We start from the raw sequence: 12558 nt of genomic DNA on the forward strand, positions 1-12558 counted from the left end.
CCCGAAGACCGTAGATCGGGAATGCCCGGTTCCGACCTTGTGTTTTGCTTTCCGGGTCCCGGGTCCCGGGTCCCGACAAAAAAAATATGCCGCCCCTCCAGCCATCAAGGAATCCGCCATGCTCGACATGCACGCCGTCTCCAAGGTCTTCCGCACCGAGCAGGTGCAGACCCATGCCCTGCGCTCGCTGGACCTGCACGTCAAGGAGGGCGAGTTCGTCGCCGTCACCGGCCCCTCAGGCTCAGGCAAGACCACCTTCCTCAACATCGCAGGACTGCTGGAGACCTTCACCTCGGGCAGCTACAGGCTCGATGGCGAGGACGTGTCGCACCTGTCGGACAACGCCCGCAGCAAGCTGCGCAACCAGAAGATCGGCTTCATCTTCCAGAGCTTCAACCTGATCCCGGACCTGAACCTGTTCGACAACGTCGATGTGCCGCTGCGCTACCGCGGCATGGCCGCGGCCGAGCGCAAGGCCCGCATCACCCAATCGCTGGAGCGCGTGGGCCTGGGCTCGCGCATGAAGCACTACCCGGCCGAACTCTCCGGCGGCCAGCAGCAGCGCGCGGCCATCGCCCGTGCCCTGGCCGGCAGCCCGCGCCTGCTGCTGGCCGACGAACCGACCGGCAACCTGGACACCCAGATGGCCCGCGGCGTGCTGGAACTGCTGGAGGAGATCAACGCCGCCGGCAGCACCATCGTCATGGTCACCCACGACCCGGAACTGGCCGCCCGCGCCCAGCGCAACGTGCACATCGTCGACGGCCAGGCCACCGACCTGGTGCGCGAAGCGGGGCTGATGGCCTCGGCTGCACCAGACCTCTCCGCACAGGCGTAGGGCGGGTCTCGACCCGCCTTTCGCCCTCAACCCGCCATCCGGGAATCTCGCCCCGCCTCGTGCACCGCGCCACGCCAGCCCCCCGGCGGGTCGAGACCCGCCCCACACAAGCCCTTGGCGGGTCAAGACCCGCCCTACGAGATCGCCATGTTCACCTACTACTGCAACCTTGCGTTACGCAGCTTCAAACGCAACAAGGTGCTGACCGCGCTGATGGTGCTGGCCATCGCGCTGGGCATCGGCGCCTCGATGACCACGCTGACGGTGTTCCACGTGCTGTCGGGCGATCCGATCCCGGCCAAGAGCGAGCGGCTGTTCCGCGTGCAGCTGGATCCGGAAGGGATCGACGGCTATACACCCGGCGAGGAGCCGCAGCGGGACCTTAACCGCTACGACGGCGAGACCCTGCTGCTGCAGAAGCAGGGCAAGCGCCAGGCGCTGATGAGCGGCGGCAGCGTCACGGTCGAACCGGCCGGCGGCGCACTGCGGCCTTTCATGCTGGATGCGCGCTACACCTCGGCCGATTTCTTCGCGATGTTCGAGGTGCCCTTCCTGTTCGGCCACGGTTGGTCGGCCAACGAAGATGCCGGCCAGGCACGCGTGGCGGTGATCGCCAGGACGCTCAACGACAAGCTGTTCAACGGCGCCGACAGCACCGGCAGGACCCTGCGCATCGATGGCCATGATTTCCAGATCGTGGGCGTGATCAACGACTGGAAGCCCAAGCCGCTGTTCTATGACCCCGACATCGGCACCTACGACACCGAGGAGCAGGTGTTCGAGCCGTTCCAGACCGCCATCGGCCTGGAACAGGAACGCAACGGCAGCATGAACTGCTACGGCGACACCGCCACCGTCGACGGCACTGCCCGTGAAGCGCCATGCGCCTGGGCCCAGTACTGGGTAGAGCTGGACAGTGCGTCCAGGGCCGGCGACTACAAGGCCTACCTGGATCGCTATTCGCAGCAGCAGAAAGAGGCCGGTCGCTACCAGCGCCCGCCCAACACGCGCCTGCGCAACGTCATGGACTGGCTGGAATACAACGACGCGGTGCCCGGCGACGTGCGCCTGCAGCTGTGGCTGGCGATGGGCTTTTTGCTGGTGTGCCTGGTCAACACGGTCGGCCTGCTGCTGGCCAAGTTCCTGCGCCGCAGCGGCGAGATCGGCGTGCGCCGCGCGCTGGGCGCCAGCCGCGCCGAAATCTTCAAGCAGTGCCTGGTCGAGGCAGGCAGCATCGGCCTGGCCGGTGGAGTGTTGGGCCTGGGGCTGGCCGAGCTGGGGCTGTGGACGGTCCGCCATCGCCCGACCGGCTATGCCGCGCTGGCACAGCTGGACGGGTCGATGCTGTTGCTGACCTTCATGCTGGCGGTGTGCGCCAGCCTGCTGGCCGGCCTGCTGCCGGCGTGGCGGGCCATGCAGATCACTCCGGCGGTGCAACTGAAAACGCAGTGACATTCCCCTCCCCTTTCGCGCGCAGCGCGAAGGGGGAGGTCGGGAGGGGGTGCGTTTGGCTGTGCAGGCCAGGGCATGCCAGAAGCAACCCCTCCCCAGCCCTCCCCTTGGCCGATGGCCAAAGGGAGGGAGCAAAAGCTGGCTTGCTCCATCCGACCCACCACTTCGGTGCCGAACCCGTACCCCAACGCCTCTCAAGGACGAGGGGCTCAAAGCTTCACGGAGTTGCCCATGGAAATCCGTCCGATCCTGTCCACCCTGCGACGCCACAAGACCGCTGCGGCGCTGATCGTCGTGGAGATCGCGCTGGCCTGCGCGATCATCTGCAACGCGCTGTTCATCGTGTCCCAGCGCTGGGAAAATCTCCAGGAGACCAGCGGCGTCGCCGAGCACGAGCTGGTCACCGTTTCCCTGAGCGGCGTGGGCAAGCAGACCAATCCCGATGTCATCACCCAGGAAGACCTGGCCGCCCTGCGCGCCGTACCGGGTGTGACCAACGTGGCGATGGTCAACCAGCTGCCATTCCGGCGCGGGTCCAATAATTCATCGCTGACAATCATGCCCGACCAGAAGATCCCGACCCTGAGCGCGGCGATGTACACCGGTGACGAAGGTACGGTGCGCACGCTGGGCCTCAACGTGATCGCCGGCCGCGACTTCCAGCCCGATGAATACCTCAACTGGTCCGAACTGATAACCCAGTTGAACGGCAACAGCAACGTGCCGCTGCGCACCATGGCGCTGATCGTCAGTCGCGAAGCGGCCCAGAAGCTGTACCCCGGTCAGTCGGCCGTGGGCAAACCGGTGTACATGGCCAACATCCCGCTGACCATTGTCGGTGTGGTCCAACGGCTGCGTCGTCCCAATAGCTTTGACGGCGACACCAGCTATTCGATGCTGATGCCGTTGCGTCAGAACTACACCAACGGCGGCTTCTACGTCCTGCGCGTCGGCGACCCCGCCCAACGCGGGCGGGTCCTGCACGATGCGGTCGATGCGCTGAACCGGGTCGATCCCAACCGCCTGGTCATGGCCCAGAAGACCTTCGACGACTGGCGCAGCGACTACTTCAGCAACGACCGCGACATGATGGGTCTGCTGATCACCCTGTGCCTGGCGCTGCTGCTGGTGACCGCGCTGGGCATCATCGGTCTGGCCAGTTTCTGGGTGGCCCAGCGCACCCGCCAGATCGGCGTGCGCCGCGCCCTGGGGGCCACGCGCGGCCAGATCCTGCGCTACTTCCAGACCGAGAACTTCCTGTTGGTCAGCGCCGGGATCGTGCTGGGCATGGGCCTGGCCTATGCCATCAACCAGCTGCTGATGAGCCGGTACGAACTGCCGCGCCTGCCGCTGGTGTATCTGCCGGTGGGCGCGGTGCTGCTGTGGGCGCTGGGCCAGATCGCGGTGCTGTGGCCCGCGCGCCGCGCCGCGAACGTGCCACCGGCGATCGCCACGCGGTCTGCGTAGGGCGGGTCTTGACCCGCCATGGCTTTCGGATGAGTCACAAGGCGGGTCGAGACCCGCCCTACGGTACAGCCATGGCGGGTCGAGACCCGCCCTACGAACACCCGATGAACTACGCCCTCGAAACCGGACTGCGCGGCCTGCGCCGCCACCCCCGCACCATGGTCCTGTCGATTCTCACCCTGGCCCTGGGCCTGGCCTCGGTGATGACCATGCTCAGCCTGCTGGCGATGCTCTCGGCCGATCCGCTGCCGGGCTTGAGCCAGCAGCTGTACCTGGGCTGGGTGGATTCGCGCGAGGCGGCGAAAGGCACGGCGGACCCGAGCGCGGGAGATCCCGAATATCTTTGGAAAACCCGCGATGTGGAGGCGTTGATCGCCGCACGGCCCCAGATCAGGCAAACAGCAGTGGTCAGCTCGTTCTTCAACCTCGCCAGCGCGGACGGGCGCAAGACGGCCGACTCGGTCAACGGCATCGCGGCGATCGGACCGTTCGGCGCGATGTTCGGCGCGCCGCTGCTGCACGGCCGGTTCTGGACCCCGCGCGAAGAACGCAGCCGCGCGCGCGTGATCGTGCTGGGCCGCAAGACCAGCCTGCGCCTGTTCGACACCGAGGATGCCGTCGGCAGGCAGGTGCGGCTGGGGCAGGACCTGTTCCAGGTGATCGGCGTCCTCGCCCCCTGGCAGCCACGCCCGCGCTTCTACTTCATGCAGCCCGGCAACCCGGGCTGGAGCGCGGTCGGCGAGGAAGTGCTGGTGCCTGCGCAGGCCGTGCTGGAGGCCAAGACCCCGCTGATCAGCGAGCGCAGCTGTGACCAGGGCGCCACCGACGGCTATCAGTTCAACTCCGTCGACCAGAACGCCTGCCGTTGGCTGGCGCTGTGGGCCGAGCTGCAGACCCCGCACCAGGTCCAGGACTATCGCACCGCCCTGCTGCATTACGCGCAGGATCGCCATGCGGCCGGTGCGTTCCCGCGGCCGGCGCACACGGATCTGTACAGCGTGCAGGACTGGCTGGAAGCCAACCGCGTGGTGCCGCCCGACGTGCGCCTGAACCTATGGCTGGCATTGGGTCTGCTGGCGCTGTGCCTGGTCAACGTCGCCGGCTTGCTGGCGGCGCGTTTTCTGGGTCGCTCGACCGAACTGGGTGTGCGGCGCGTGCTGGGCGCGCCGCGCCGGGCCATCTTCATCGCCTGCCTGGTCGAATCCAGTGCCGCCGGCCTGCTCGGCGGCGTGCTCGCGCTGCCACTCACCCTGGGCGGCCTGTGGCTGGTGCGCCAGCAGGCGCAGCAGTACGCGTCGATGGCGCAGTTCAAACCCGGCCTGTTCGCCGTGCTGGTGCTGCTGGCGCTGTGCACCGGCATCGTGGTCGGGTTGGTTCCCGCCTGGCGCGCCACACGCATGCAGCCTGCGCTGCAGGTCAAGACCCTTTAAGGAGACCCGGATGTCGATCAAGCACATCGCCTCCAGCGTGCGCCGCCAGCGCATGATGCCGATCCTGCTCATCGCCCAGGTCGCGCTGACCTGCGCGATCCTGGGCAACACCCTGTTCCTGCTTGGCCAGCGCCTGGCGCCGATGCTGGTGCCTGACGGCATCGTGCGCGATGAGGTGCTGGTGGTCGACCAGGTCGTGAGCACCGAAGGCAACTGGAAATCCACCGACGTGCGCGCAGCTCGCATGGCCCTGGCGTCCATCCCCGGCGTTCGCGTGGTGTCGCAGTCGCTGGGCGTGCCGATGCGGCAGACCTTCAACCTGGCGTTTTCGCTGGAAGGGCCGACAGGTGTTTCGTTGATCGCCAGCGGCTTCGCAGGCGACCATCTGATCCAGGCGCTGGGCCTGCAGCTGGAGGCGGGCCGAGATTTCACGGCGGAAGAGGGCGTGGACATCTTCGGCGGCGACAAGGACAACGCGCCGCCCATGCCGGTGATCATGACCCGCGCCCTGGCCGACAGGCTGTTTCCCGACGGGGGCGCGCTGGGCAGCGTGCTGTCCGATCCAGACGGCGACAGCTCTGGCTATCGGGTCGTGGGCATCGTGCGCCATCTGCTGCGTTATCAGATGAGCGAGTTGGACGATGGAAAATCCGAGTATTCGATGCTGGTTCCCACGCACGATGCGGGCACGCCGATCCTGAGCTACGTGCTGCGCACCGACCCAGACCGACGCGAGTCGGTGAAGCAAGCCATTCCCGACGTGCTCAAGCGCAGTTTTGGACAGCGCATCATGCGCGGCATCGAACCGGCGGTCGCAACTTACGAAGACCTGCGCGCGCTTGGCTTCAAAAGCCGCCGCGCCAGCGTCTGGCTGCTGGCGGTGGTCAACCTGGTGGTCGCCACGATCACCGCCATCGGCATCGCCAGCCTGACCGGTTACTGGATCGCCCAGCGCACCCGCCAGATCGGCGTGCGCCGCGCATTGGGCGCCACGCGCGGGCAGATCCTGCGCGACTTCCTGCTGGAGAATTTCCTGCTGGTCAGCGCCGGGCTGGTGCTGGGCATGGGCCTTGCCTATGGCACCAACCAGCTGCTGATGGCGCACTACGCCCTGCCCCGCCTTCCGCTTGGCTATCTGCCCATCGGCGCTGCCCTGCTATGGGCCCTGGGCCAGTTCGCCGTGTTCTGGCCCGCCCGCCGCGCCGCGGCAATCGAACCGGCCATCGCCACGCGCGGCGCGTAGGGCGGGTCTTGACCCGCCATGGCTTTCGGATGAGCGAGTCCCGTAGGGCGGGTCTTGACCCGCCATATGGATCATCGGAAAGCAATGGCGGGTCAAGACCCGCCCTACGGGACTGCTTGGCACCCGCCCACGCCAGCGGCGTGGGCGCTCCCGGGCACGCCGATGCCGGCATGACGCCCCAGCCAGACCGCTATGCTGTTCCAACCGCTTCCATGAATCCTGAAGGTCTCCCCTCATGCTTGCCAATCCGAAACGCCTGTTGCTTGCCCTGGCCGTGTCGCTGGCCGCGTCCGCGCCCTGCGCGCTGGCCTGGCAGGCGGCCGATGGTGTGCTGGTCTCGCAGGAGACCCTGGATGGCTACGCGGGCCGCTATCTCACCGTCGACGGCCTGGCCTTCAAGGTCTGGCGCGAGGGCACGGTGTTGAAGCTGCAGCCCGAAGGCGGCGCCGCGGCCGAGCTGGTGCCCGATTCGGAGACCACCTTCCACCTGCGCGGCATGCAGGGGCACGTGGAATTCGTGTTCGACGCGGCCGACCGAGTCAGCCATCTGCTGCTCACCCAGGGCGGCGCCACCGCCAAGGCCATCCACCAGTAACCGGCACACACCCGTTGCCATGCCCACCCTGCTGATCATCGACGACAACCCCGCTGTCGCCACAGCGCTGGACGTGCTGTTCTCGCTGCACGAGATCGACACCGTGCACGCGGCCGACCCGGAGGCCGGATTGGCGATGCTGGACCGCGGCGGCATCGACCTGGTGATCCAGGACATGAACTTCTCCGCCGATACCACCAGCGGCGAGGAAGGCCGGGCGCTGTTTGCGCAGATCCGCGCGCGCCATCCGGACCTGCCGGTGGTGCTGCTGACCGCCTGGACGCACCTGGAAGCGGCGGTGGAACTGGTCAAGGCCGGCGCGGCCGATTACCTGGGCAAGCCGTGGGATGACCGCCGCCTGCTGGCCACGGTCAACACGCTGCTGGAGCTGTCCGAAGCGCGTGCGGAGCTGGATCGCCGGCGCGCGCGCGACCGGCTGCAGCGCAGCCAGCTGGAGGCCAGGTACGACCTGCGCGGGGTGGTGTTCGACGACCCGGCCAGCGAACGGGTGCTGGCCCTGGCCTGCCAGGTCGCGCGCAGCGACCTGCCGGTGCTGATCACCGGGCCCAACGGCAGCGGCAAGGAGAAGATCGCGCAGATCGTGCAGGCCAATTCCTCGGTGCGCCACGGCGCGTTCGTCACGCTCAACTGCGGGGCGCTGCCCAGCGAGCTGATCGAGGCCGAACTGTTCGGCGCCGATGCCGGGGCCTACACCGGCGCCAACAAGGCACGCGAAGGCAAGTTCGAGGCGGCCGACGGTGGCACGCTGTTCCTGGACGAAATCGGCAACCTGCCGCTGGCCGGGCAGATGAAGCTGCTGCGCGTGCTGGAGACCGGCCGCTTCGAGCGCCTGGGCTCCAACCGCGAGCGCAGCGTGCGGGTGCGGGTGATCAGCGCCACCAATGCCGACCTGGCCACGATGATCCGCGAAGGCAGCTTCCGTGAAGACCTCTATTACCGCCTCAACGCGATCGAACTGGCCGTGCCGCCGCTGGCCGAACGCCCGGGCGACATCCTGCCGCTGGCCGCGCACTTTGCCGACAAGCCGCTCGCCGAAGGCGCGCGCGCCGCGCTGCTGCGCCACGGCTGGCCGGGCAACGTGCGCGAGCTGCGCAACGTGATCCAGCGCGCCGGCCTGCTCGGCAGCGGGGCGCACATCGAGGCCGCCGACCTGCAGTTGCCGGCCAACGCGCCTGCCTTGCGCATGCACGCGCCGGTGCAGGAGCCGGACCGGGCGCAGATCGAAGCGGCCCTGGCCCGCGCCGGCGGCGTCATCGCCCAGGCCGCGGCCGAGCTGGGCCTGAGCCGCCAGGCGCTGTACCGGCGCATGGATCGGCACGGAATCAAGTCGTCATGAACCCGCCGGCGCATTGCCGTTTGAGGCATTTGCGGTCCCCGGCCCTTCCGCGCAGGCCGGGGCTTGGTGGCTTGCCGCGCTCGCTTCGCTCGCCCCCCTCACCCCGGCCCTCTCCCCCGCAAGCGGGAGGAGAGGGAGCAAGGCATTTCGCCCTCGTCGCCCCACGGGCGGAGGAGAGGGAGCAAGGCATTTCGCCCCCGTCGCCCCCACGGGCGGAGGAGAGGAAGCAAAGCATGCGGACGGCGGCCCCGTCGGCATCTGCGGCATGAACGCCCACGGCCCGCCGCGTTGAAGCGCTCGCTCGCCGGGCGGCTGCTGCTGTGGCTGGTGCCGCTGGGTGTGGTCGCCATCGCCCTGCCGCTGGCGCTGCAGGCCTGGCTGGACGATGTCTGGCTGTCCGGGGTGATCGCCGCGCTGATCCTGCTGCCGCTGGCGGTGTGGGTGCTGCGCCAGGCGGTGGCGCCGTTGAACTCGCTGTTCCGTGCCCTGTCCGGGGCGGTCAACAGCTATCGCGACGGCGAGTTCAACTTCGGCGTGCACTGGGACGGCAACGACGAATTGCACGATCTGGTGGTCTCCCACGAACAGCTGGGCCAGGTGCTGCGCGACCAGCGCCAGGGCCTGGCCCAGCGCGAACTGCTGCTGGACAGCATGGTCCAGCACTCGCCGGTGGCGATGCTGCTGCTGGCGCCCGGCGGCGATGGCGGCCTGCGCGTGGTGTTCGCCAACCTGGCCGCACGTGCCTTGCTCCACGGCGGCAAGCGCATGGACGGCCAGCGCTTGGAATCGCTGCTGCAGCAGGCCCAGCCCGAGCTGGTGGAGGCGCTGGAGCGCGGTGGCGACAGCCTGTTCGCCGTGCCCTCCGGCGAGGAAGGTGGCGAGGAACAGATCTACCACCTGGCGCGGCGGCGCTTCCAGCTCAACGGCCGCCCACAGGAGCTGCTGCAGCTGTGGCGACTGACCAGCGAGCTGCGCCGCCAGGAAGTGCAGACCTGGAAGAAGGTCATCCGGGTGATCAGCCACGAGCTCAACAACGCGCTGGCGCCGATCGCCTCACTGGCCCATTCCGGCGGCGAACTGGTCCGGCGCGGGCGCCACGACCCGCTCGAGCACGTGTTTGCCACCATCGAGGAACGCGCACGCCACCTGGAGGAGTTCATCCGCGGCTATGCGCGCTTTGCCAAGCTGCCGCAGCCGCAGAAGCAGGCCGTCGAGTGGGCCGGGTTCCTGCGCGGGCTGCAGCAGCAGATCGGCTTCACCATCGAAGGCCAGGCCCAGGACACGCACAGCCGCATCGACCCGGCGCAGTTCGGCCAGGCGCTGCTGAACCTGGTCAAGAACGCGCACGAATCCGGCGGCGACCCGGCGCAGGTGACGGTCAGGGTGCTGCCCCTGCACGGCCAGGTGCGCATCGAGGTGCTCGACCGCGGCGCCGGCATGAACCAGGCGGTGCTGCAGAACGCGCTGGTGCCGTTCTATTCGACCAAGCGCAACGGCACCGGCCTGGGCCTGGCACTGACCCGCGAGATCATCGAGGCCCACGATGGCCGCATCGCCCTGCACAACCGCGAAGGCGGCGGCCTGTGCGTGACCCTGCACCTGCCGGGGAGCTGAAGCGAGCAACCCGTGGAGGACAGGTCAGATGCGCACGGGCAACAGCAAAAGCGCGGTCACTTCTCGCGCTTGACGCCTGCCTTCGAAGGCCGCTGCCAGTCTTCCAGTGTGACCTGACGCGCCCGCGCCAGGGTCAACTCGCCGGCCGGCGCATTGCGGGTGATCACCGAACCGGCCCCCAGGGTGGCGCCATCGCCGATGGTCACCGGCGCCACCAGCGATGCATTGCTGCCGACGAACACGTTGTCGCCAATGGTGGTGGTGAACTTGTTCACCCCGTCGTAGTTGCAGGTGATGGTGCCGGCGCCGATGTTGGTGCGGCTGCCGATCACCGCATCGCCCAGATAGCTCAGGTGATTGGCCTTGGTGCCCACGCCCAGCACCGCGTTCTTGGTCTCCACGAAATTGCCAATGTGCACGCCGTCGGCCAGCACCGTACCCGGGCGCAGGCGCGCGAACGGGCCGATCTGCACCGCGCCCTCGGTGACCACGCCTTCCAGGTCGCAATGGGCGCGTACCTCGGTTCCGGGACCGAGCTTGACGTCCTTCAGGCGCACGAACGGGCCGATCTGCACCCCGTCGCCCAGTTCGACCTGACCTTCAAGCACGACGTCGACATCGATCTGCACGTCCTGGCCCACGCGCACGCTGCCGCGCTGGTCCACCCGCGCCGGGTCGATCAAACGCGCACCGGCCGCGCACAGCGCCCTGGCCTGGCGCAGTTGCCAGGTGCGCTCCAGCTGGGCCAGCTGCCACGGATCGTTGGCGCCCTCGGCCTCCAGTGGATCGGCGACCAGCACCATCTCGGCCGGGCTGAATTCGGCCGCGGCCATGGCGAAGATGTCGGTCAGGTAGTACTCGCCCTGCACGTTGTCGCTGGACAGCTGCGCCAGCCAGCGACGCAGCGCGGTCGACTCGGCGGTGATGATGCCGGTGTTGATGGTGTGGATGTGGCGCTGCTCATCGTCGGCGTCCTTGTGCTCGACGATGGCGCCGACCTTGCCGGCCGCATCGCGCAGCACCCGGCCGTAGCCGCTCGGATCGTCGGGCTCGGCGACCAGCACGGCCAGGCGGCCGGGCGCATGCAGCAGCCGCAGCAAGGTCTGCGGACGGATCAGCGGCACGTCGCCGTACAACACCAGCACGGTGGCCGCATCGGGGATGTTCTCCATCGCCTGCTGGACCGCGTGGCCGGTGCCCAGGCGCTGGGCCTGCTCGGCCCAGATCAGGTCGGGCTGGTCGGCAAAGGCCTCGCGCACCTGCTGGCCGCCATGGCCGTAGACCACGTGGATGGCAGCCGGACCCAGGGCGCGCGCGGCCTGGAGCACGTGCGCCAGCATCGGCCGCCCGGCGATCGGCTGAAGCACCTTGGGCCGCGCGGACTTCATCCGCTTGCCTTCGCCGGCGGCAAGGATGATCACGTGCAGGGGCAGGGACATGGCGGGGAACCGGCGGCATGAGGACCGCGGAAGTTTAGAGCACCGCACGCATCCAACCATCATGCCGACGCCACGCCCGGTAGCATGGCGCGCATGCCATCGCCGCAGCGCCCATGTCCCTGATCCGCCAAAGCCGTGCCTTCGTCATCGTCGGCGGCCTGCAGCTGCTGCTGGACTGGAGCGTGTTCGTGGCCTTGAGCGCGCTGGGCGTGGACGCGGTGCCGGCCAACCTGTGCGGCCGGGTGGCCGGGGCGATGCTGGGGTTCTGGCTCAACGGCCGTTATACCTTCGCCTCGCGCGAGGACGGCGCGAGGCTGGGCTGGCCGCGGTTCTGGAAATTCCTTGCGGTCTGGCTCCCCGCGACCCTGCTCAGCACCTGGCTGATCGTGCTGGTCGAGCATCACCTGGGCCTGCGCCTGGCCTGGCTGGCCAAGCCGCTGGTCGAAGGCGGGCTGGCGGTATTGACCTTCCTGGCCGGGCGCTACGTGATCTACCGGTGACCCGGTCGAGCCGTTAACGAGGCTTGTTGCCCCCTCTCCCCCACACGTGGGGGAGAGGGGGCAAAGCCGGACGCGGGAAGATGCCCGCTTGCAGTCGCTTCCCAAGCGAACGACGCCGGCGTCGTCGTGTTCCCGCTTGGCGGCCAGGCACCGCCGGGCGCGGCCCTCAGTGCTTGAGCGTCCTGCGCAGGCGCTCCAGCGCCTGCAGCTGGACGATGGCTTCCATCAGCTTGCGCTGGGCCGCCTCCAGGTCCTCGGTCTCGCCGCGGTTGGCAATGACACGCTCGGCCTCTTCCTTGGCGGCCTTGACCGCGGCCTCGTCGATGTCCTGCGCGCGAATCGCGGTGTCGGTCAGCACGGTCACCACCTGCGGCTGCACTTCCAGGATGCCGCCGGAGATGGCGAAGTCCAGCTGCTCGCCCGAGGGCGTGGTCACCACGACCTTGCCGGCCTTGAGCCGGGTGATCAGTGGCGCATGCCTGGGCGCGATGCCCAGCTCGCCCAGCTCGCCGGTGGCCACCACCAGGGTCGCCTCACCGTGGTAGATCTCCTGCTCGGCACTGACGATGTCGCAACGGATGGTGCTTGCCATGGTCGACTCATTCCCACGTAGGGCGGGTCTT

11 protein-coding genes are annotated in these 12558 nt (G+C 68.5%); 9 read left to right on the forward strand and 2 right to left on the reverse strand.

Annotation, left to right across the window (positions count from 1 at the left end; translation table 11 throughout):
- Positions 1-118: 118 nt before the first annotated feature.
- From D9R12_RS03715 to D9R12_RS03750, 8 genes are all read left to right on the forward strand, one after another.
- The gene (locus D9R12_RS03715) at positions 119-838 is read left to right on the forward strand and encodes an ABC transporter ATP-binding protein (protein ID WP_122228173.1); all 720 of its coding nucleotides are present in this window, start codon (positions 119-121) and stop codon (positions 836-838) included.
- Between the two features lie 147 nt (positions 839-985).
- On the forward strand, positions 986-2290 hold the full coding sequence (locus D9R12_RS03720) for an ABC transporter permease (protein WP_122228177.1): 1305 nt from the start codon (positions 986-988) through the stop codon (positions 2288-2290).
- Between the two features lie 231 nt (positions 2291-2521).
- Positions 2522-3757, forward strand: coding sequence for an ABC transporter permease (locus tag D9R12_RS03725; protein ID WP_014161750.1), 1236 nt, complete (start codon positions 2522-2524; stop codon positions 3755-3757).
- Positions 3758-3861: 104 nt separating this feature from the next.
- Entirely contained in the window at positions 3862-5187 is a 1326-nt protein-coding gene (locus D9R12_RS03730) for an ABC transporter permease (protein WP_122228179.1), read from the forward strand.
- Between the two features lie 10 nt (positions 5188-5197).
- Entirely contained in the window at positions 5198-6430 is a 1233-nt protein-coding gene (locus D9R12_RS03735; RefSeq protein ID WP_122228182.1) for an ABC transporter permease, read from the forward strand.
- Positions 6431-6665: 235 nt separating this feature from the next.
- Positions 6666-7025 (forward strand): hypothetical protein, encoded by a 360-nt coding sequence (locus D9R12_RS03740; RefSeq protein WP_122228185.1) that lies wholly within the window; start codon positions 6666-6668, stop codon positions 7023-7025.
- 19 nt (positions 7026-7044) lie between these two features.
- The gene (locus D9R12_RS03745; RefSeq protein ID WP_122228188.1) at positions 7045-8382 is read left to right on the forward strand and encodes a sigma-54-dependent transcriptional regulator; all 1338 of its coding nucleotides are present in this window, start codon (positions 7045-7047) and stop codon (positions 8380-8382) included.
- Between the two features lie 288 nt (positions 8383-8670).
- Positions 8671-9996 (forward strand): sensor histidine kinase, encoded by a 1326-nt coding sequence (locus tag D9R12_RS03750; RefSeq protein ID WP_122228190.1) that lies wholly within the window; start codon positions 8671-8673, stop codon positions 9994-9996.
- Between the two features lie 56 nt (positions 9997-10052).
- On the opposite strand, the gene glmU is transcribed toward D9R12_RS03750, so the two are convergent.
- Positions 10053-11435 (reverse strand): bifunctional UDP-N-acetylglucosamine diphosphorylase/glucosamine-1-phosphate N-acetyltransferase GlmU, encoded by a 1383-nt coding sequence (gene glmU, locus D9R12_RS03755; RefSeq protein WP_122228192.1) that lies wholly within the window; start codon positions 11433-11435, stop codon positions 10053-10055.
- 113 nt (positions 11436-11548) lie between these two features.
- On the opposite strand from glmU, the gene D9R12_RS03760 reads away from it, so the two are divergent.
- Complete coding sequence (locus tag D9R12_RS03760; RefSeq protein WP_014161757.1) at positions 11549-11935, forward strand: GtrA family protein; 387 nt, start codon at positions 11549-11551, stop codon at positions 11933-11935.
- 166 nt (positions 11936-12101) lie between these two features.
- Here the strand turns inward: D9R12_RS03760 and D9R12_RS03765 are convergent, their stop codons facing one another.
- Positions 12102-12527, reverse strand: coding sequence for a F0F1 ATP synthase subunit epsilon (locus tag D9R12_RS03765; RefSeq protein WP_014161758.1), 426 nt, complete (start codon positions 12525-12527; stop codon positions 12102-12104).
- Positions 12528-12558 lie beyond the last annotated feature (31 nt).

It is taken from the genome of Pseudoxanthomonas spadix, assembly GCF_003703395.1.
GTDB classification, from domain to species: Bacteria; Pseudomonadota; Gammaproteobacteria; order Xanthomonadales; family Xanthomonadaceae; genus Pseudoxanthomonas_A; species Pseudoxanthomonas_A spadix.